Below are 23,439 nucleotides of genomic sequence, written 5' to 3'. Positions count from 1 at the left end.
CAAGCGTGAATGGCCTTTCCTAGCACTCACATATAGCGAAACCAGAGAATTCACTACTCGTGATATCTCCATTCGTGACAGTGAGGTCCGCCATGTTGGTCAAACGCCCCGCCCCTCGTTCGACCTTTCGTGAACAGCCCAAGCAGGTGTTTCAGCCTACCCGACTGGCGGCAGCCATTCTGGTCGGCATGGGCGTGCCTGCGGTCTGGGCGGATACGAACACGATTGTTGCCTCCGGCGGCACGTACCTGGTGGGCGATACCCTGGTGCAGTTTCCGGGCACGGCGACCACTATTGCGGTCAAGGGCAATGTCACGGATATCACCACCGGCACAGTGCGCGGGCAGACCGGTTTTAACTCCTTCAGTCATTTCCAGGTCGGCAACGGCAATACCGTAAACCTCTATGTGCCGAGCGGGGCCAGCAATCTGGTCAACCTGGTGCATGACTCACGGGTGGTGATCAATGGCACGCTCAATGGCGTGCTGACCGATGGCAACCGGATTGGCGGCAACATCATCTTTGCCGACCCCCATGGCATGGTGGTGGGCAGCAGCGGTGTCATCAACGTCGGCAGTTTGACCATCACCACGCCCTCGGCGCAGCAGATGCAGCAGCTGTCTTCGGCGGTGGGTGTGGTTACGCCCGAAGGCGCAAGCCAATTGGTCGACGACTTGAAGAACGGCCAGTACAACGACGCGGGTGTGCTGACCGACCTGCCGGGTTCAGAGCGCGGCAAGTTTGAGATCAAGGGCAAGGTCAATGCCGTAGGCTCGGTGAATATCTTTGGTGCCGCGGCGGTGGTGGCCCAAGGGGCGCGTGTTGAAGGCGGTAAGGACATTGCTGATGCCGTGTTCAAAGGCACGGTCAACACCGCCGGTTTGTCCGTGGGACAGGCCGCGCAGCGAGCCGATGGTGCGGTGCGCATCGTCGGCCGTGACTCGGCGGTAATCTCCGGTGAACTGGCGGCTTTGATGGCCGATGGCAGTGGGGCCAGTATTTCGGTGTCGGGTGGGCAAAGCCTGGAGCTGACGGCATCCGCCCGCGTGCGCAGCCAGGGCGAGGCCGGCAAAAACAGCGGTAAAGTGACGCTTGAAGGCAGCACCATCAATGTGCGCAGCGGTGCCGTGGTCGATACGCGGGCCACCGGCAGTGGGCGCTCCGGGGATATTCAGGTCAGCGCCATCAGTGATGGTGCCTGCACCTTCTGCGAAGGCGGCGATGCCAAGACCGTCGACGAAATTACCCAGACGCTAAAAACCAAGCCGAACTCGCTGCTGGCACCTGACCGCGGCGTTGCCAGTGTCAATATCGAGAAAAATGCCGTACTGGATGCCAGCCACGCCGATGACTTCCGCGAGGGTGACATCAAGGTCAGCGCTACGGCCATCAGCAAGCAACTGGGCGGCTATTCGGCGGCCGATGCCAGTGTCAAGGTCGCCGGTACGCTCAAGGGCGGCAATATCGCCCTGAACAGCAATGCCGTGGCAGTTGTCGACCCAGGCTTGCTGAGTTCGCTGTTCGACAGCGCGGCGATCAAAGCCGACATTCTGAAGATGAAGAATGAAAACGGCTGGAGCGATGAACAAGCCTGGAAAAAGATCATCGGCGACATCATGGGGCCGATCACCGGGATTGGCTCGCTGAGCAATCCCGACCAGCTCAAGGCGTTGGGTGCAGACCCCGCCGACCTGAGTGAGCTGTCGGCGTTGATTCCCTTCCTGGCCGTGTCGATCGGTCATGCCGACTCCAAGATTGAGGTGCTTGACGGCGCGAACCTGCATGCCAGTCAGAGGTTGCTGGTCAAGGCCGACAGTACGCGCAAGGTGACAACGGAAAGCTTCTCCATTCCGCTGGTGCAATCGTTGATTCCCTTTAACGCCGGCATGGCCTTTGGCCGCATCAGCGGCACCACCAGCGTGGAGGTCAAGTCGGGCGCCACGCTCAAGGGCGAGCAGGGCATCGCACTGCAGGCGCACAGTCAGAACACCTTGACGGTTGAGTCGGAAGCCACCAATGGGCACGACGCCGAAGGCAAGCAGGCCACCACCACCGGCTTTGCTTTTGCCATGGCCAACACGGGCCTGACCACCTCGGCCAAGGTCAGCAGCGGTGCGCTACTGCACACGCGGGGCGATGTCAGCCTGCTGGCGCTGACCGAGCAAGCGATCCGCAACAAGGCGGTGTTCAAGTCGTTGGGTAACGGTGCTGCCGGTGGTGCCGTGCTGGCCTTAAGTGTGCTCAACAGCAATACCCAGGCGGCGTTCAATGCCAATCTGAGCGGCGCGCGTCATCTGGACGTCAGCGCCACCAACCTGATTTCCCGTCAGCAAAATGAGGCGACCTCGCAGGCCGGCAAAGGCCTGGCGGATTTCCTTAAGTTTCGTGCGATTGGCACAGTTGATCCGATCAAGAATTATGTGCTGAGCAAGTTCAAGGACGTGAATCCGACTCAGCCGACGGACAGCAAATTCCGGTTGGCCGCCTCGCTGGGATTGGTGGTCAGTGATCAGCAAGCCGAGGCCAGCATCGGCCAGAGCACGCAGCTCAATTTGAGCGGCAATCTTGGGCTCACTGCGCTGCAGGAGATTCGTGAGCTGCATAACCTGGTCAACAGCACCGTCAACGGCTCCAAGAATGGCTCGGACCAGAATGACTATTCGCTGAGCATGGCCGTGGCGATTGCCACCCTGAATCAGGGCACCCGCGCGCTGGTTGGCGATGGTGCGCAGATCAGTGCCCAGCGCATCGGCCTGGGCGCTCAATACATCCAACCCTTGAGTCTCGGCGGCTTTGACCGCTGGAGTTCGCTGAGTGATATCGGCAAGAACATGATGAGCCTGGGGGGCTGGCCGAGTGACCTGGCGGGTAAGTTTTCCACCCAGTACGTCAACTCCCAGGGCACCTCCGATGAACTGGCGATCACCGGCTCCATCTCAGTGCTGACCAATTTGATTGATACCCGCGCCTGGGTCGGGGATCGGGTTCGCCTGGAAGCCTTGGTCAATGATGAGCTTGCCTGGCAGAGCAGGCCGCTGGATGCGCTGGTCGGTTTGCGTGATGCTCAGGGTTTGCTGATTCCGCCCAGTGCCATGGTGGCCAGCCGCCGCTGGGAATGGGCACAGCCCATCACGGTGACGGCGGGCAACCAACTCGGCCAGCTGGCCATTGCCGGCAATATCGGCATGTTCCTGTTCGGCACTGCTGTGGGGGGCGAGTCGGCCCCGGGTGAAAATTCCAAGCCCTCGGCCCTTGGCGGGGCGCTGAATATCCAGACTGTTTCCAGCAAGGCCGTGGCCGGTATCGGCGCACAGGCGGTGGTCAAGGCTGGCGGGGTGCAGGTCCAGGCTCTGCAGGATGATTTGATCCTGGCCCTCAGCCCGTCTGCCGGCAAAGGGGTGAGTGCGGCGGCCAATGGTGCCGCCGTGGCCAATACCCTCACCTCGACGGTCAATGCCTCCATCCATAACACTGCGAGCATGGACGCCAAGCGCATTGGTGTGCAGGCCGAGCACCTCCTGGGGCTGTGGACCGCAGCGGGTGCCGTGGCGCTGGGCGGTACCGCCGGGGTGGGCGGTGGGCTGGCGCTGAATGTGTTGACCACCGACGTCAATGCGCTGGTGGGCAATAACCTGAACTGGCGACCTACGGCGTTGGGCCAAGGTCTGGAGGCCAGCGGTAAAGGTGCATGGAAAGCCAACGTGCTGGATGTTCAGGCGCTCAGTTCAGGGCAGAGCGGGGCTTTTGCCATCGCCGGGGCCATTGCCAAGGGTAAGGATGAGCAGAAAGAGCAGGACGATGGCACGAAAAAGGCCGGTGATATCGGCAAACCCACGGTAGAGCTGGCCGACAGCTTGGGTCAGGCGTTGCTGCAGTCGATTACCGTCGGCGTGATCAACGTCACCCCGGCGCTGAGTGCCTTGTCCAGTGCGGCCGGCAAGCTCAAGGATGCGGTGACCGAAGCGCCGGAGAAGATTTCGAGTGGCTGGGACAGCATGAAAAAGCTGTTCAGCAAGAAAGACGCCGGCGGTGGACCGGATGGCGGGGGTGGAGACTCCGGCGGGCAAGGCAAGGGCTTCGCGTTGGCGGCTGCCGGCTCGGCGAGCATTAATGTGTCGCGTCAGCGCAGCAAGGCGGATCTGGGCGATATCGTGCTCGATCCGCGTGACCCCGCCGACGGCGGCAGCAAGGTCAACGTGCTGGCCCTCAACCAGACGCACCAGTTCAGTGGTTCCGGTGCCGGCGCGCTGACCCTGGCGGGCAAGCAGAAGAGTGAGTCCAGTGCCGCCCTCTCGGGGGCGTTGGCCTACAACCACCTGATGAATGAAACCGATGCGCGGGTGGGCAATGTGCTGTTGCGTGGCAACGACCTGCTGCAGGTGCAGGCCCTCAGTGCCGGTGATCAGATCGCGCTCGGTCTTGGTCTGTCCGTGGCCACCGCCGGTACCGATAAAAATGTGGCGGTTTCGCTGTCCGGTTCGGCCGCGTACATGGGCAACCGCACCCGCGCGCTGGTGGAGAACAGCCAGGTGCAACAGCGCCAGGCGGCACCCGGCCAGATCGCCGTCAACGCCTACGACCGCGCACGGGTGATGCTCGGCGGCGGCGCGTTTGCCGGCAGCAAGGGCAACGGTGGCAGTGCCGGCGGTTCGCTGGTGGTGGGTGTGCTGGCCAATACCCTGGCGGCGGAATGGCTGGGGAGCACGGCGAGCAACTTCGCCCGCATGGATGTCACCGCGGCGAGCGCCTCACGGGTGCTGGCCGGCGCGCTGGCCGGTGCCGTCAGCACGGGCAGCGACAGTGGCGCGGGTGCCGGTTCGTTGCTGGCACTGGTCTTGGCCAACAAGATCCAGTCGCGTGTGGACGCGTATAAGCCGAACGCCACGTCCCCGGCGCTGTTGTCTTCACTGCAAGGCGGAGCGTTGAACCTGTCGGCACAAAGCCTCTCCGGCGCCTCGCCATTGGACGGCCTGTTCGCCACGGCCGCCGAGGGCACCTTGCTGGAGAGCGGTCTTGATCTGGGCGGTGGTAACACCGTGTCGGCGATCAAGGTCAGTGGTGAAGTGGACAAAGATTTGCTCAATGGCAAGAACGGTCCCGGTAACCTGTTCGAGGGTCAGATCGCCGGCGAAGCGGTGTTGGCGGTGGCCGGCAGCCTGGGGGCCTCCGGTGGCAAGGCCGGGGTGGGCGGTTCAATGGCGCTGGTGTATGCCGGCAGCGAATACACCGCTCAACTGGCCAACAGTAACGTCGACCTGAGCGGCGATTTGACGATTACTGCGCGGCACAGTGCTGACGTGCTGGCGGCTGCGGTTTCCGGTGCGGGCAGCACCGAGGTGGGCGTTTCCGGTTCGGCCACGGCGCTGATTGGACGCGGCAATGTGCTGGCGGGTGTGGACATGGGCGATCGCACGCTCAAAGCCAATAACCTGCGCATCAGCGCCGAGCGCAGCGGCGGGCACTATTCACTGGCGGGCAATATCACCGGCAGCAGCGGCTCCACGGCGGTGGGCGGTGCGGTGGGCATCAGCGATATGCAGCAGCGCGTTGAAGCCGTGCTGGAAAAAGGCCGCTATGAACTGGGCGGCGACCTGACCCTGGATGCAGCCCAGCAGAGCCGCATCATCAGTGCAGCCCTGTCAGCGGCCGTGACCTCCGGCAATGTTGCCGTGGGCGGGGCCATGACCTTCAACCGGATTGCCGGCACCACCCTGGCGCACCTGCGCAATGCCAAGGTGCTGGCGGATGACCTGAGCATTCGCACCACACAGACCGGTCTGGGCGCGAGCATCTGGTCGCTGGCCTTCAATCTGGCCGCCAGTGGCAGCAACACCGGTGTGGGCTCGGCGGTGGCGATCAACCTGGTCGAAGCGACGCGCAAGGCCGAGGTCAATGACAGCGAAGTGGACCTGCGCGGTTCGGCCAGCGTGTTGTCGGGGCTGGATGGCGAAATCTGGGGCGTTGGCGTCAATGCAGTCGGTGGCAGCACGGCCGGGGTGGGTGGCTCGGTGGTGGTCAATAACATCGACGGCAGCGACAGCGCCCGCGTCAGTGGCGGTTACCTGCGCACCAGCGGCAGTGGCAAGAGCCTCACGCTGGACGCGGCACAAGGGCAAGGCATGCTGATTGCCTCGCTGTCCGGGCAAGTGACCGGCTCGGGTAATACCGGTGTCGGTGGCGCGTTCTCGGTCAACCGCATTGGTGCTCAACGCAGTGCCTCGATTGCGCAGAGTGATATCCGTGGCTTTGCCAGCGGTGCGCTGTCTGCCAGCCTGGATCAGTCCATCTACGCCGCCGCCGTCTCCGGTGCCGGTGCCAGCACGGCGGCTATTTCCGGTTCGACCACCAGCAACGTGATTGAAGGCAGCGAAACGGCCAGCATCACGGGTAGCCGCATCGAACTGGGTCGTCTTGAGCTCAATGCCAGCCGTGGCAACCGGGAAATCTGGAGCCTGGCCGGTACCGTGGGCGGGGCCGGTAACGTCTCGGTGGGCGTGGCTAACGCCAATAACATCATTCTGGCTAAGCGCATTGCGGAAGTCAGCGGCAGTCAGTTGCTGCTCAATGGCGCGCTGAGTCTGCGCAGTGGTGGCGCATCGGGTATCCGCTCGCTGGCGGTGGGTGCCGGCGGTGCCGGCTCGGCGGCCGTTGGTGCGTCGCTGGCGATCAATGTGATCAAGGGCGAAGAGCGCGCCAGCCTGGACAGCAGTAGCGTCAGCGGTGCTCAGGGCGTCGAGGTCAAGGTCACCCATGGGGCGGCGGACATCTACACCGCCGCCGGTAATGTGCAGGTGGGCGGCAGCGGTTCCGGAACCGGCGCGGTCGCCATCAGCACCATCGAGCAGCAGCGGATTGCGCGGATTCTCGACAGCACCGTCGCGGCCGGCACCTCGGCAGTCGATGTGCTGGCCACCAGCGCCGGCACTATTCGCACCCTGGCGGTCAGCGGCAGCATTGGCGGCAGTGGCGGCGTGGCCCTGTCCAATGCCAGCAACAACATTGGTGCAGTGACCCGCGCGCAGATTGATGGCAGTGCGGGAACGGCCGGCGTGGTCACCGTCAAGGCGTTGGACACCTCAAGCATCGCAGCGTTGTCCGGCGGTGCGGCCGGTGGTGGCTCGGCGGCTGTCGGTGCGGCGACCTCGGTCAATCGCGTGGCCAGCCAACTGGAAGCCCGCGTGCAAGGGCGCAAGGCGGCACAGAGCTGGCTGCTCAGCGACCTCATTGTCGCCGCACACTCGAACTCGACCATCCGTTCGGCGTCGATCAGTGGCGCGGCTTCGGGTACGGCCTCGGTGGGCGGTTCGGCCGCCACTAACGTGATCCAGAGTTCTGCTCGGGCGTTTATTGAGCAAGGGGCCTGGATCGTCGCGCAGAACAACGTCACGGTGTCGGCGCGGACGCTGGACCAGATCAGCGGTGCTGCGGGTGCCTTTATGGCCAGCGGCACGGCGTCGGTCGGTGGTTCGGCCACGGTCAACGTGATTGAAAACAAGACCACTGCAGGGATCACGGACGCTCAGACGCAGGTCAGCGCACTGGCGTTGGGTGACGCGGCGAACATTGATAACGGCGTGTTGCTCAATGGCCCGAACGCCAAAGACCGCCTGTGGAGTGATGCGGAGCAGTTCAACCCGATTCTCAACCTGGGTTTGGGTACGCGGCAGTTCCGTGGGCTGGCGGTTCAGGCCAGTTCGGTGCAGCAGATTGGTCAACTGGCCGCGGCCGGTTCGATTTCGTTTGTTCCCCTCTACAGCGCGTCGGTCTCGGGCCTGGGCAATAGCAACGTCATCGGTGGCCTCACGCATGCCAGCATCGAGTCGGCGCAGATCAATCAGGCGCCCGGTGCGGCCGCAGCGCAACAGGTGTTGGTCGGTGCTGCCAGCCATGCGCTGAGCGCCAGCTATCTGGCCAGTGCGTCGTTCAGCCTCGGGGTGGCGGCGGTGGCGGCAGCCTTGGACACCACGGTGATTCAGCGTGACACCCGCGCCTTTATCAGCGGTGCCTTGCTGGCCAGCCGAGCCGCTACTGAGGTGCGGGCGGCGTCTACTCAGTTCGCCAGCAGCCTGTTGGCCAGTGCCGGCGGTGGCATTGTCGGGACCGCTGGCAACGCCACCCTGGTGATTGCCAAAGGCACCACCGAAGCACGGGTGGATAAAGGCAGTCAGTTGCAGGTCGGCAGCCTGTTGGTCAGTGCGGATGCGCTGCAACAGTTCAGCGCCAATGCGCTGGCCCTGGCCGGCGGCTTGGTGGGGGTGGGGGCCAACTTTGGCTTGGTGCTGAATCAGGCGGTGACCCGCGCTTGGGTCGGCGAGGCAGTGGATGCGGCCAATTCACTGGCCGACAGCCGTGTACAGGCCGGCTCCGTTACGCTTCGCGCCCGTGGCAACACGGAACTGCACAGCAATCTGGTGGGCGCTGCGGCCGGTGGTGGCGCGGTAGCCGGTTCGGCGCTGGTGCAGGTTGTGGAAACCACCACTGAAGCCGGTGCCAGCCAAGCCCTGTTCGGAACGCCGGCCGCTCCGTTGAGCAGCCTCGACATCAATGCCCACGACAACCTGCGTGTGACCGGCAATGTCGGCTCCGGTGTGGTGGGCGCTGCAGCGCTGGGCGCGTCGGCCAATGTGGTGGTGGCCAACAGTGCAACCCGCGCGTTGCTTGACCGCAGCACCGTGCATGCGGGCAGTCTGAGTGTGAATGCCTTGCGCGAAGGCTATGCCGAACTGCTCACCACCTCGGGTGGTCTGGGCTTTGCCAGCCTTAGCGGCAGTCTGGGTTTGTTATTGCTGGGCAGCGGCGCTACTCAAGTCAGCGCCGGTGACAGCACGGTTGATCCACTGAGTTACCTGAACAAAGACGGGCAGGGCACGCTGGCCAAACTCGATAAGCTGAGCAGCACCGGCCCGGTGACCGAGTTGAATCACGATGAGGTGGTCTGGGATGACGCCAGCCAGCGCTACACGCGTGTTACGGTCAGCGACAAGGCGGATGCCGAGCGTATCAACAGCAGCTCCAAGGTCACCGTCAGTGACCGCCTGCAGAGCAACAGCAGCCGTAAGCACGAAACCGTAGCCCGGGTCAGCGACAGCCAGATCAGCCTCAGTGGGGCGGCTTCGGTACAGGCTCAGGATCGTCTGGCCAGCCGTAACCAAGCCGGCAGTCTGAATGCGGGCGGTGGTGCCTATGGCGCGGCCATGGCATTCAGCCTGTCTAATGCGCGGGTCAGTGCCGAGATTTTGCGCGGCACGCTGAATGCCGCCAGCTTGCTAATCAGGGCCTCGGCCGTGGACAAGAACACCCCCGAACAGAGCGGTGATCACACCCAGGCCATGCTGGTTAATGCGGTCAGTGGGCAGGCGGCGGTTGTCGGTGCCGTGGGCGGTGCCGTCGCAGCGGCGGTGTTGAACAATGCCGTGAGCACCGTCCTCGGCGGGTCGGTGCAGCTGACAGGCAGCCTCAATGGGCAGGCCACTGACGGCCAGAACTTGCAGGTGAAAGCCTCGGGGTTGGCGGTCGGTGGGTTAGCCGGGGCCGGGCTGGTGTTGGGGGTTGCCGCCCATGACAGCCGGGTCAGTCTGGATGTGGCACCGGGTGCCGCATTGCAGGCGAGTGACATCCTGTTGTCCGCTTTATCTGCAGGGTCAGCCCAGCTCAATGGCTGGGGCAGCAGTGGTGGTGTGTTAGGCGGCGTTAATGCCCTGCTGTTGTTGGCCCGTGATGCCGCACAGGCCCGGTTGAACATCGGTGACGGTGCCCGCCTGCAGGCCACACAGGTGTTGGACCTGGATGCGCAGGTGCGCACGCGCTTGCAGGCCCGCAGCGAAGGCTATGCGTTGGGTGGGTTGCTCGCGGTGGGCGGCAGTGTGGTCGACACCTTGAACAGTGCTCAGGCCGAGTTGACGGTTGGCAGCAACGTGCTGCTGTCAGCCACCACCGGTCAGCTGCGCAGCCGCGTGCTGCGTGAGGGCGAGCAGGACAGTGCGACTGTGCATGCGCAGAGCCTGGCCGGTGGTGTGGGCATCTCTGCCAACGCCGCTGTGGCCACGGCGCGTTCGAACAGTAAGGCGTTGTTGCGCACCAGTGCCAGCAGCCGTTTTGCCGGCGCTGACGGGGGCAGTTGGACCTTCCTGGCGCAAACCGATGTGCGTCAGCGCGCCACCGCCGATGGCCGGCTGGTCGGCATGCTGGCGCTGGGTGCCACCGTGGCGCAGGCACTGTCGCAGTCGCAGACACTGGCCGAAGTGGCGGGTCTGTTTGAGAGCAACCTGAGCACGGTGAAGATCAATGCTCTCGGCAGTCAGGACAACCAGGCCGTTGCCAGCGCGGGTCAGGGTGGCCTGGTCAGCGGTGCGGCAGCCGTTGGCAAAACCGCTGACAGCAGTTCGACTCTGGCCAGCTTCTGGGCGCGAGGCGTGCTCGGTAATGCCATGCAGGTGGGCAGCCTGGCCCTCAGCGCGTTGCAGCAGTCGCGCTTCAACAGCTTTGTCGACAGCAGCAGTGCGGCACTCCTTGGCATGAGCGGTGCCCATGCACAGAACGACATCAATCTGACCACCAGTGCCCGGTTGTTGGACGGCGCGCGCATCAACAGCCGCGGCTACAGCCAGAGCGCTCGTGCCAACGTCAGCAAACCCCAGGCAAGCGCCTATAACGTGCAATCCGGCTCCGGTGGTGTGGTCGATGCAGCGGCTGCGCGCAGCCTCAGTGCGATCTCCCTGGACACCAGCAGTCTGGTCGGCAACGACGTGTTGCTGCGTGTCGACGGCGATTGGCGCAACCCGCAGAAACTGGAAATTCAGGCCTTCAACCGTATTGATGGCTATGACCGGGTCAAACTCGACAGTGGCGGCGCGATCAGCATTGCCCGTGCCGAATCCCGCATCGATGTGCTCAAGAGCAACGCCGAGGTGCGCGTGGGTGAGCGGGCCGACCTCTACAGCATCGGCGATCTGGTGCTGGCTGCCAGCGGTGCTTATGTCATCGACAGTCAGGCTAACGCCAAGACGTTCGGCGCAGCCGGTGCGGCCAGCGGCAGCAGTCTGGCGCGGGTCAAAGCCGACTATGTGGCGCGCGTAAACGCCAATGCGGCGCTGTTCGCCTATGGCGATTTGCGCTTGCAGGCCGGTTATGGACTCGATGGCGCGATGAACCGCGCCGAGCTGACGGCGCGCACTGACCTGTGGAACAACACCGCCTTCCCGGTGGTGACAGACCCGGATGCCGCCGCAGAGTACCTGCGCACCAGCAACCTGCACGTGAACGCCGGTAGTCGGCTGCGCAGCGTGGGTGACATTCATGCCTATGCCGGGCAAGGGCATGGTGTACTCACCGGCAAGGGCGTGGGCCGTGACCTTTATCGTCAGACCGCCGCCGACCTGCTGGGCGCCATCGTCGGGCAGGTGTCGCTGGACATCAACGGCGGCAGCACCCTGAACCGTGGCCAAGGCCTGGTGCGTATTGATGGTCAGTTGGATGCGGGCGTTTACAGTCAGCGCAAGTTGGTCATCAGTGGCCTGAAGTACCTGCTCAATGGTCAGGAGGTCAACCCGGCCAGCCTTAATGCCTCGACCCAAGGCACGCTTACCGTCGTTCCGGTGATGCAGCAAGCCAGTGATGGCATCACCTGGAGCCTTAAGCAAAGTGAATACTCACAGTTGCTGACGCAGCGCCTGCAGGAGCTCAATAACCGCTTAGCCAGCTACGGCATTTCGGCGGTTGAGCGGGCGGCTTTTGAAGCTGAGCGTACCCTGCTGAACAAAACCCTGAGCAAGCTGTATGAGCAGATGGGCGGTACGGTCGCCAATAACCCCGGTGCTGTTTCCGGCGAGGGCACCCTGCCGGAAGGCTTGAAAATCTGGCTGTTGGAAATTGATCCGATATTGGCCAAGCCCGGCAATATCTTGGTGCAAGGCGATGCCCTGATCGGCAACGGCAAGCTCAATGCACCGGGTGATGCGAAGATCGAAATCATCAACCACAGCGAGGCATTCCTTAGCCTCAAGGGGCTGGAAATCCCGGATCACCTGGGCGGTCAGTTGCTCTTCAACGGTGCCAAGATGTCCGGCAATGCCAGCATTCAGGCGGCCAACAAGCCGGGCAGTGGCAGCGCGACCTTCAGCAGCGTGACCGTGGCGGAAAACTCGGCCGCGCCGCGCATTGTGGTGCAGAACCTGCGCAACCCGGCTGACAACATCAAGGATGCTTCTGGTCTGAGCATGCCTGCGGCTGATATCTACGTCGCGGGCAGCCTGTTGAACAAACGCGGCGAGATCGAACTGACCGCCAAATACGGCAGCATCTACGCCAATGCCGATATCCGCGCGCAGAAACTGAGCCTCAGCGCCGGTCAGGACTTTGTCCTGAACAACCCCAAGGCCTTTGTGCATATTGGTGGTGATCCGGCATTCAACAACAACGGCAGCACGGTTCAAGGCAATGGTTCGGCCACGGTGGCCGGGCAGAACGTGGTGATCAATGCGCTGTACCTGAACATCAATGGCCTGATCCAGAGCGGTGTCGCGGATTGGCGGGCGACCATTGATGAGTCGCGCTTTGCCAATCTCGACGGTCGCCGTGCAGAGGCCGTTGGCAACCGCCTGCAACTGGTGCAGACCGATGCCCGTACCGGCACCCTGGGGTATGCCTGGGATTACGACAGCAACAGCATCGTGCTCGATCAGGTGCAGGTGGGCGGCGGTTACATGGAGCTGACCGGGCACATCCTCAGCACCGGCAATGGCCAACTCAAGGTGCTCGACGGTTTCAGTCAGGTGCACATCACCAACAACACCACGCGTCATCTGGAACTGGCCGGGCTGGACCTGGGCCGCGGCGTGGAAGGCACCCTGCGCATCAACGATCTGGGACGTGGCGAACAGGGGCAGCAGATTGGCGGCGATCGGCTTTGGTCGACGGTGTACACCCGCGTGGGCGATCAGGTGCAGCGTTATGAAGGCTGGAGCAACGGTCCGCTGACCCACAAAGGCAGCAGCAATGGCCGTGATACCAGCTACAGCACCACGGCCGGGCGCTCCTACGTCTGGCTGACCGGGCGCGACGACAGCATCACCACCACCCGGCAAGAGTACTGGGATGCCTTCTGGGGCTTTATCCCGACCGGTGATGGCACCCTGGCCTGGGAAAAAGTGGTCAAGGGCCAGAGCACAGCCATTCCCGGTGCCGAGTACATGGGCAACAGCCAAGGCCTGTACCGGATCGACAAAGAGCGCATCCGTAACCACCGCTTTGCCGAGGACGCGACGCTCAACGCGATCTATCAGAATGCGGCCTTGCAGCTGGCGGATCAGGACCCGGATAACGCGCTGTTGCAAATGTTCCGTGTCGGCCTTGGGGCCGGTGAAATTTCCCGGGTCAACGAGACTTACACGACCGCTGATCCGGTCAAAATCAATGAGTTCCTTGGTGGGTACTGCAAGACCCATTTCATTTGGTGCCAGGTTTACCGCACCACCCTGACCAAAGTGTTCAGCTCGGGCACAAAAGAAATCAACCGCTATGCGGTGCAGGCTGATCGCCCCATCAACATCAGCTTTATCGGCAGCGAGAGTGGGCTGATCGACCTGATGGCCAAGGGGGATGTGACGCTGCGTGGCTCGTTGTACAACCTCAGCGGCAGCACATCGCTGAAGGTCGACGGAGCGCTGCGGCAGAACAATGACAGCCTGGTGATTGCCGCGCGTGATCTCGACCTGCAGGCCGGGCAGTCAATCGGCAGCGCCGAACAGGCCTTGCGGGTCGAGGCCACCCGCAGCCTGGGCGCTTCCAGCCAGGCCGGCTCGATCGACCTCAAGGCCCTCAATGGCGGCGTCAACCTGACACGCCTGAGTGCCGGCGGTCATCACCTCTCGCTCAGTGCCCAAGGGGATATTCTCGGCCAGGCCGGGATGGTGGTGACGGGCAAGACCCTTAACCTGACCTCCAGCCACGGCAGCATTGGTGCCGCTGGCAATGCGCTGCGCATTGATTCGGGCAACAGCGCCCAGGGCTTGCTGCGGGCGAACGCCGTGAATGATATCCACCTGGAGGAAGTGGGTGGCAACCTCTGGCTGGATCAGGTCAAGGCCGGTGGCGATGTCTGGCTTAAGGTCAGTGCCGGTGACCTGTATGACGGCAACAGCGAACTGAGCTACGACAACCGCGCCCTGAGTGAGCTGCAGCGCCTTTGGGCCAGCATGGGCCTGACCGGCAGTGCCGCCGATGAAGCGCTGGCGCAACAGCGTGATGCCTTGGTCAAGGCTGGGCAGCAGCGGTATGCGCAGTACTGGCGCATGCGCCAGGGCGGGGCGCTGAGCTTCGATGCCCAGCAGGCCGCCTTCAGCGAAGGGCAGCGCAACCAGCTCACCAGCCTGGGCTGGAGCGTGCAGCAGATCGCCACCGAGGAGGCGCGGCGAATCGCGGACTACCAGGCCCTGCATACGCTGTATGGCGCGGGCAGTTTTGATGCGAACTTCACTTACCAACTGCAGGGCAGCGAGCTGGCCAGTCTGGAGCAGACGGCCAAATGGACGGATGAGCAACTGCGCTACTCGATTTCCGCCAACCTGTTGCGCCGCGACGATGGCGGTTCGGTGGTCAAGGAGGCCAACAACATCGAGGGTCGTAACGTCACCCTGGAGGCCTCGCGCATTGGCCGCTTGAAAGCCGATGCGATTGTCATCGACCTGAGCCAGGCCGCTACGTTGAGCAACGAACAGCGCGCGGCGCTGGCGTCTGCTGAGCGGGATGACATCGTTTTTGATGCCAATAACCCGCTGCTGATCCGCGTGATTCAGCGCGATGACGTCAACGTCAAGGCCGGCGGAACCCTGACCGCCACGGCGCAAACGGACCTGTTCCTCGGTGGCGAGCAGGATTTCAACGTGCAGGCGCTCAACGGGCGCAGCATCAGCCTGAAAACCGATGGCAGCATCGTCAGCAGCAATGGCGACAAGGTGGTCATTCGTGGCCATGACGTCACCCTGGAGGCGGCCGGCGGCAGTATCGGCAACGCTCAGGCGCTGAATATGGCGGTCACTGGCGACCTTACCGCACGGGCACGGCTGCTCAACCTGGTGCAACACGGCGATCTGGCCGTGGAGCGTCTGACGGGCGTGGACAGTCTGTCGCTGCAGGTGCTGGGTAACCTGCGCGCCGCCAGTCAGCTGGGTGAAAACCTGCTGGGCGGGCAGATCAACCTCAAGGTCAGCGGCCTGACCGGGGCCAGCGGGCAGCGCTTGCAACTGGGCACAGGGCTGGTGTCTCAACAGATCAATCTGGACCTGGGTGCTGATGCCTGGCTCGGCGGCCTGCAAGGCGCGGCCAGTCAGCCGGTCGTGCTGCGTCTGGGCACGGTTGCCGTAAACGGTACGTTGAATCTGGGCCAAGTCAGCGAGGTGCAGCAGCGCGGTGCGTGGCAGCTTGGCGGCTTAGTGGCGGACGTCAGCGGCGACTGGCTGGCCAATGCCGGCAGCAGCCTGAATGCCGACAAGGGCATCCTGCTCAACAGCGGTGGCGACGTGCGCCTGGGCAACGTCAGCGTCGCCAACGGTGATCTGGATATTCAGGCCGCACGCCTCAGTGCAGGGGCACCGTCGACGCGCTGGCACGCCAGCGGTCTGCTGCGTCTGTCCAGCCTGGGTGATATTGGCAGCCCGCTGCAACCGCTTGAGCTGTCGGCCCGGCACCTGCAGGTCAACAGTGCCACCGGTGGGCTGTTCCTCAGCCTGGCGGCTGGTATTCAGGGCGGTACGCTGGACAGTGCGAGCCATCAGTGGTTGCGCAGCTTGGGTCATCTGCGCCTGGACCGGGTCAGCAGTGGTGGGGACATTCACCTGCAGGGCAGCGGTCTGCTCGAACTGACGACACTGCGTGCCGAGCGTGATCTGGAACTGAGCGGTGAAGCCCTGACCGTCGGCACCTTGGATAGTCGTAGCGGCAATCTGACGGTCAATCTGAGTGATGCCCTGCGTATCGACACGCTCAATGTAGCGGGCTTCGGCACGTTGCGCAGTGCTTCCGCGGTATTGGGCGAGGTGAGTGTTGCCGGCGCGCTGGGGCAGGTGCACAGCGGTGCAGTGCAAATCGACCGGCTGACCCGTGCCGGTAACTGGACCCTGCAGGCCGACTCGGCACGCATCGGCAACGCGACGGTCAACGGTCAGGTGCAGCACACGCTCAATGGCGCGCTGAACCTGGGCCAACTGGACGCTACCGGCGGCTGGAACTTGAAAGCAGGTCGCAGCGAGATCACCGAGGCCAACCTGGGTGGCGCGGTGAGCATGCAACTGCATGACGCGCTGCAGTTGGGTGCGTTGACCGCAGGACAAGGCTGGACTCTGCGCGGCACCTCGGCCACGGTCACCAATGCTGATATCCAAGGCTTCGTTGACCAGCAACTGAGTGGTGCACTGGCGCAAGACCGCCTGACGGCCGGCGCGAAATGGACCCTGCAGGCCGACTCGGCGCGCATCGGCAACGCGACGGTCAACGGTCAGGTGCAGCACACGCTCAATGGTGCGCTGAACCTGGGCCAACTGGATGCCACCGGCGCCTGGAGCCTGAAAGCAGGTCGCAGTGAGATCACCGCTGCCAACCTGGGTGGCGCGGTGAGCATGCAATTGCATGACGCGCTGCAGTTGGGCGTATTGACCGCCGGACAGGGCTGGACTCTGCGCGGCACCTCGGCGACCGTCACCACCGCTGATATCCAAGGCGTTGTTGACCAGCAACTGAGTGGAGCACTGGCGCAAGACAGCCTGACGGCCGGCGCGAACTGGACCTTGCAGGCCGACTCGGCACGCATCGGCAACGCCACGGTCAACGGTCAGGTGCAGCACACCCTCACCGGCACGCTGAACCTGGGCCAACTGGACGCCACCGGCGGCTGGAGCCTGAAAGCAGGTCGCAGTGAGATCACCGAGGCCAACCTCGGCGGTGCTGTGAGCATGCAGCTGCATGACGCGCTGCAACTGGGTCGTCTGACCACATCAGGCCGTTTGACCTTGCAGGGCACTGCCGCGCAGATTGGTCACCTGGTCGTGGGTGCAGAGGCTGACCTTGAGCTGACGGGTGATCTGGCGCTGCAGCGCTTGCAGGCGAAGACCTCGCAGCTGCGGGCAGGCAGCGCATCGCAACTGGCCGATCTGGCCATTGACGGTGACCTGTTGGTGCGCGTGGCTCAGGGCATGTGGCTGCAGCGTGCGACGGTGAGCGGTCATGCTGACCTGCAGCACACTGGCGCTCAAGGCACGCTGCGCGTTGGCTCGCTGGATGTTGGGCGAACGCTGAACATGCAGGGCGCGGGTCACTGGCTGGGTGACAGTGCGCTGGTGCAGGGTGATGTCAGTGCCAACATAGGCAGCGGGACCTTTGGCCGGTTGGAAAGTACCAGCGGTGCTCTGCGCCTGAATGCTGGCGGGCATTTGGCGGTCGATGAGCTGCACAGCCGTCTGCAACGGATTGACCTGTCGGCGGGCAGTGCCCAGCTCGGCCGGGTGAGCGCGGCGGGTGAACTCAAGGCGCATACCCAGGGCGATCTGAGTGTGCTTGAGGGACGCAGCGGCGGCGACATGAGCCTCACCACGGCCGCAGGCCATCTGGGCAACATCCGCTTTGGCACCGCGATGGACCCGAATGATACGGCCGGCTTGCTGCCGGCCCATCTGAAAACCACCGGTAACCTGTTGGTGCATGCCGACGGCGATGTGCTGGGTGGCAATGCCGAGGCTGATCTGGAGCTGCGCATGATGGGCCGCAACCTGCGCTTTGGCCGTGCGCAGAGCCTCAAGGAGGACATCTTCCTGCAGGCCAATGGCAACTTCCTGCAGGGCCACGGCAATATCACCGGGCAGGTGGTGGAGGCCAAGCGTGACGTTGGCATCATCGCCAACGGTGACCTGAGCATGCCCAAGGTGCTGTTCGGGGGCACCTACTCGCTCAAAGCCGGACGTGATTTGGTGGTGGGCCTGGGCGGCGACCTGAATATCACCGGTATTGCCGAAGCCGGCCGTGACCTGCGTTTTGAAATTGCCGGCAAGGTTGACCTGGAGGGCGTGAGGGCCGGGCGTAACCTGAGCATCGTTTCCGGTGCCGCGATCAACATTGAGCAGTTTATCGATGCCGGTGGCCACATCACGCTCAAGGCCAACCAAGGCGATATCCGCATCGGTCAGCGCATCCGTTCCAGCGGTCAGTATGAGGGGCAGGCGGTCGCAGGCAATATTCTGCTGAGCGCAGCCGGCAGCATCGAGGTGCCGCTGGTGGACAGTCGCAATGGGCGTATCGACATGACCGGCGCGCGCCTGCAGCTGGGCGATCTGGCTGCCAGTCAGCGTATCGATCTGCTCTCGCGCGGGTTGATTCGGGTGGCCACCAGCCGCAGTGCAGGTGATCAGCGTTGGACCGCCGATGAAGGCATCTTCTTCGAACGTTTGCTGGCCAGTGGTCAGGCGTTGCTTGATGGCCTGCTTGATGTGCGGGGTACACAGCTGCGCGCCGAACAGGGTGTGCAGGTGCGTGCGGGCATTCGCCACGGTGGCTCAGACGCTGCCAGTATTCATCTGCAGCAGGCCGAGGCGCCGACTCTGAGCCTGTGGGCGGGGAATCTGGTGCGGGTCGCCGATGCGGCCATTGGTCAACGTCTGGACTTGCATGGCCGTGACATGCAGCTCTACGGACGACACACCGGTAGCGGTCAACTGGACCTCTGGGTGCAAGGCCGTGCCGATCAGCAGATTGCCGACACGCTGTTTTTGCGTCTGGATGCTGCCAGCATCGCCGCTCCGCGTCTTTATGTGGCCGCCGCGCTGATCGACACCACGGCGGCGCAGGTGGATTTGCGTGATGCACGCGGAGTCAATCGGCTTGAATTGCGCACCCCGCAAGCACGGGTGCGCATGGACAATGCCAGCCCGGTTTACATGGCCGATGCCGATGTGCAGCTGTACGAGCTGGACAAAGCCTTCAGCCTCAAGCAGAGCAGCCTGCTGTCTGACACCAGCGCCTATGTACTGCACCGCAAGTTGACCCATCAGGTGGTGGTGCCGAACTTCAGCATCAACCGTGAGGCCGGCACCGGTGTCCCGTACCAGGGGATTTCTGCGGCGCGCTTTGCCGAGCAGCACCTGTCGAGCGGCCTGACGCTGGTACGTCTGGCGTCCCTGCTCAATAGTCTGGCTGCAACGGTGGTGTCGAATGGTGTCTGGGTGCCCGCCTGGAGTCAGGCGCCTGTGGAAACCCGTATCAATATCGATGTGGCCGGTGATCGGCTGGAAGGAGATGAGGTGGCTTCTTGGTCCCTGTGATAACGACCCCGCGTGCTACCTGGCTGATGTTGGTCATGCTGGCCAGCATCCACGCACAGGCGGCGCAGCCTATCGCCCCGCAGGTACCGGGGCTGGTTAACCCGAACCTGCAACGCGAGCAGGTGGAGCAGATTCAGCAACAGCAGCGTATTGAAGAGCGGGCCCGGCGTACGCAAGTGCCGGCGTTGCGCGGTGATGCGCCTGCTGATCAGGTTCTGCCGGATCAGGGGGAGCGGTTTGCGCTGACGGGTATCGCCTTCAATGCCTCGGTCTATCTGCCTCGCGAGCAGTTGGAGTCCTTGGCCCAGGGGTATGTCGGCCGTGAAATTGGCTTTGCTGAATTGAATCAGCTGCTGCGTGAGATCAATGCGCTCTACGAAGCGCGTGGCCAGCTGACGGCACGGGCATTGATCCCGGCGCAAAGCCTGGAAGACGGTCAGTTGCGCATTGTGCTGGTCGAGGCGAAGGTCGATCAGGTCACCTGGAAGGGAGAGACGCGTAAGGTCGGTGAGCGTTTCTATGCTCAACGCCTGAATGTGCAGCCGGGCAGCACCCTGGACAGTCCGGCGCTGATGAGTGCGATTCAGCGTTTCAATGCCACCACGCCTGGCCCTCAAGTGACGGCCAGCCTGGCCCCCGGCGCTCGCTTTGGCACTACATCGGTTGAGCTGGAGGCGTTCGAGCCTGAAACGCTGCAATGGAGCCTGTTTGCCAACAACTATGGCAATGAAAGCACTGGCCGTGAGCAGTATGGCGGCAGCCTCACCTGGTTTTCGCCCACCGCCGTGGCCGATGCCCTCAACCTGCTGCTGGTAACAACCGCAGGTTCGCAATATGCCAGTCTGCGCTACAGCCGGCCGCTGAACCGCTGGAATGGGGTTGCCTATGCCGAGGTGGGCGGGAACAGCATGACCGTGGAGGAGGGGCCGCTGGCGGCACTGAATATCGAAGGGGAGTCGCGCACCTACACCCTGGGGTTTGACCAGCCCTGGTGGCTGGATGACAACTGGCTGCTGCAAGCGGGTTTGGGCTATAACCAGCAGCGTTCGGAGAACACCGTCGACAGTTTCACCCTCAGTGAAGTGGATACCCGCGAGGCCTTTCTGCGTGGCCAGCTCGAATACCGGGCTGCGCCCTGGTACCTGCGGTATGAGCAGCGTGTGCGCCAAGCCAGTGTGGACAACGCGGTGAGTGGTGATACGGGCAGCTACGCACTGCTCAGCGGGCAAGGTTATCTGTCGCGGGCCCTGGGTGAGCAGTTTGAGCTGGTCGGGCGTTTTGGCTGGCAATTCGCCAACAATACCGAAGAGTTGCCGGCTTCACTGTTCTACCAGTTTGGCGGCATCAGCAGTGTGCGCGGGTATGACCCCGGTGTCATTTCATCGCCCCAGGGGGCAACGCTCAACCTGGAAGCCTGGTGGCGCCCAAGCCAGCGCTGGCAGCCTTTTGTGTTCTTCGACTATGGCCGTGCCATGGAGCTGGGCATCACCGACATCGACCTGCAGAGCGTCGGCGTCGGACTCAATTTCAATTGGGGCCGGCACCTGAGTCTGAGCCTGACGGCCGCCAACACCCTCAAGGATGTTGTGCCTGATCAGGACGGCGGCCAGGTGTTGGCCCAGATCATTCTGCGCTGACCTTTTATTCACGTTTGAACGGAGACTCAATATGACCACGCTGCTGCTCTACAAAGACATCAAACCCCTCAACCGCGAGGAGCACCAGGCCCTCAAGTTGCAGCCCTCGGAAAACTGCGCGTTTGCGGCGGACACTCATCTGGTGCCGGTGGCCGGACTGGAGTTCTTCCAGGCCGCACGTCATTACCCGCTGGTCTTCATCGGCGAAGGCGCGCAGGCCACGCCAATCGCCTTGCTTGGTCTGGCGCAGGGGCACAATGGCTACCTGGATGATGAATTGCGCTGGCAGGCCAATACCTACATCCCGGCCTTTATCCGCCGTTATCCCTTCGTGCTCGCGCAGGATGAGGCGAGCAACTTCACCGTGTGCTTCGATGCGGCGTTCAGTGGCTGGAATCAGCAGGATGGTCGTGATTTGTTCGACGCTGAAGGGCAGAACAGCGCGTACCTGGATGAAATGATTCAGTTCCTGCAGAACTTCACTGCCGAGATGGAGCGTACCCGTGCGTTTGTGGAAAAGCTCAATGCGCTTGAGTTGCTCGCTCCGCGTACGATCAAACTGACCCACAGCAGCGGCGAAAGCTTTGTGCTCAGCGACTTCCTGGCCATTGATGAAGAGAAGTTCCTGGCGCTCTCCGATGAACAGGTGCTGGAGCTGAACCGTGGCGGTTTCCTGGGCTGGATCTACGCGCACCTGATGTCGCTGGGCAATGCCAATCAGCTGTTCGACAGCTACCTCAAGGCCAAACCGCAGGCGCCGGTGGTGACCCATTGAGGGTGTGATGGGAATATTGCACGCCTGAAAAAGCCCCTGCGATCGTTGATCGTCAGGGGCTTTTTCAGGTTGCAAGCAAAGGCTAAGAAACCGGTTCGGTTCAGGGCTGCTTTGGCCAGGGCAGAATCGGAATGGCAGTCACCGCATTCTGCGGGCTGCCTTCGATCACCCGGTCACTGTAAACCAGGTAGACCAGGGTGTTGCGTTTCTGGTCGAAGAACCGCACCACCTGCATGGTCTTGAATACCAGCGAGGTGCGTTCACGGAATACTTCTTCGCCGTCCTTGAGCTTATCCAGAAAGCTGATCGGCCCTACTTGGCGACAGGCGATTGAAGCCTCGGCGCGGTCTTCGGCCAAGCCCAGCCCCCCTTTGACGCCGCCGGTCTTGGCCCGCGACAGGTAGCAAGTCACGCCTGCCACCTTCGGGTCATCGAACGCCTCGACGACAATCTTGTCGTTCGGCCCCATGATTTTGAACACCGTCGACACTTCACCAATCTGTTCAGCCGCGGCCAACCCAGGCAGCAGCATCAGCGCACTCAGCAATCCCTTCAGCACTCGCATCCGCTTTCCCTCAAACCAGGATCAAATTATCCCGATGCACCAACTCGGGTTCGTCAACATACCCCAGCAGCTTCTCGATGGCATCGGATGGCTGGCCAATGATCTTCTGCGCCTCAAGCGCACTGTAGTTGGCCAGACCGCGTGCAATCTCACGACCATCCGCGGCTACGCACACCACCATCTCGCCACGCCGGAAACTGCCCTGCACGGTTTTCACGCCAACCGGCAGCAGGCTCTTGGTACCGGTTGCCAGTGCCTGCACGGCTCCCTCGTCGAGCACCAGGGTGCCGCGGGTCTGCAGATGGCCGGCCAGCCACTGTTTGCGCGCGGCGAGCATGCCGCGTTCAGGTGCCAGCAGCGTGCCCAGGCGCTCGCCGGCCTTGAGTCGCGCCAGCACCTGCTCAATAGCGCCACCCACGATCACTGTGTGCGCACCAGAGCGTGCTGCCAGGCGTGCTGCGCGGAGTTTGGTCTGCATGCCGCCACGCCCCAGCGCACCGCCGACACCGCCGGCGACAGCATCCAGTGCCGGGTCATCGGCGCGCGCTTCAAAAATCAGCTCAGCATCGGGGTTGTGCCGTGGGTCGGCGTTATACATGCCGTCGCGGTCGGTAAGGATTACCAGCAGGTCAGCCTCGACCAGGTTGGCCACCAATGCAGCCAGCGTGTCGTTGTCGCCAAAGCGGATCTCATCGGTGACCACGGTGTCGTTTTCGTTGATCACCGGCACCACATCCAGATCGACCAGCGTGCGCAAGGTGCTGCGTGCATTCAGGTAGCGTTTGCGGTCTGAAAGGTCGTCGTGGGTCAATAGAATCTGCGCTGTGCGCCGGCCGTGTTCGGCAAAGCTCGATTCCCAAGCCTGAACCAGGACCATCTGGCCGATCGCCGCCGCAGCCTGTAGCTCATGCATGGCGCTCGGTCGTGCGCTCCAGCCCAGCTTGCTCATTCCCGCCGCCACTGCGCCGGAGGACACCAACACCAACTCGACGCCCTGCTCACGTAGCGCGACCATCTGCTTGACCCATACCGCCATGGCTGCACGGTCCAGACCACGGCCATCGGCCGTCAGCAACGCACTGCCAATCTTCACCACCCAGCGCTGTGCGCCGGTTACCTTGTCACGCATGATCTTCCAACCCCAGCAGCCAACTGTGATTA

5 protein-coding genes are annotated in these 23,439 nt (G+C 63.1%); 3 read left to right on the top strand and 2 right to left on the bottom strand.

The window, feature by feature from the left end:
* The first annotated feature begins 92 nt into the window (after positions 1 to 92).
* The 3 genes from OU997_RS04315 to OU997_RS04305 are packed head-to-tail and all read left to right on the top strand — an operon-like array spanning position 93 to position 21,713.
* Positions 93 to 19,301: a leukotoxin LktA family filamentous adhesin gene (locus OU997_RS04315; protein ID WP_267809196.1), complete on the top strand. Its 19,209-nt coding sequence runs from the start codon at positions 93 to 95 to the stop codon at positions 19,299 to 19,301.
* Positions 19,298 to 20,938 (top strand): ShlB/FhaC/HecB family hemolysin secretion/activation protein, encoded by a 1,641-nt coding sequence (locus tag OU997_RS04310; protein WP_267809858.1) that lies wholly within the window; start codon positions 19,298 to 19,300, stop codon positions 20,936 to 20,938. The genes OU997_RS04315 and OU997_RS04310 overlap by 4 nt, the downstream gene beginning before the upstream one ends.
* 31 nt (positions 20,939 to 20,969) lie before the next feature.
* The gene (locus OU997_RS04305) at positions 20,970 to 21,713 is read left to right on the top strand and encodes a SapC family protein (RefSeq protein ID WP_158271558.1); all 744 of its coding nucleotides are present in this window, start codon (positions 20,970 to 20,972) and stop codon (positions 21,711 to 21,713) included.
* A 100-nt stretch (positions 21,714 to 21,813) separates the two neighbouring features.
* Here the strand turns inward: OU997_RS04305 and OU997_RS04300 are convergent, their stop codons facing one another.
* Positions 21,814 to 22,278, bottom strand: a complete 465-nt coding sequence (locus tag OU997_RS04300) for a CreA family protein (RefSeq protein WP_108487975.1) — start codon at positions 22,276 to 22,278, stop codon at positions 21,814 to 21,816.
* Between the two features lie 10 nt (positions 22,279 to 22,288).
* Complete coding sequence (proB, locus tag OU997_RS04295) at positions 22,289 to 23,407, bottom strand: glutamate 5-kinase (RefSeq protein ID WP_108487974.1); 1,119 nt, start codon at positions 23,405 to 23,407, stop codon at positions 22,289 to 22,291.
* Between the last annotated feature and the right edge of the window lie 32 nt (positions 23,408 to 23,439).

Source organism: Pseudomonas sp. SL4(2022) (genome assembly GCF_026625725.1).
Taxonomy (GTDB): Bacteria; Pseudomonadota; Gammaproteobacteria; order Pseudomonadales; family Pseudomonadaceae; genus Aquipseudomonas.
Note: the sequence above shows the minus strand (reverse complement) of the source record. Positions and strands in the feature narration are given on the sequence as shown.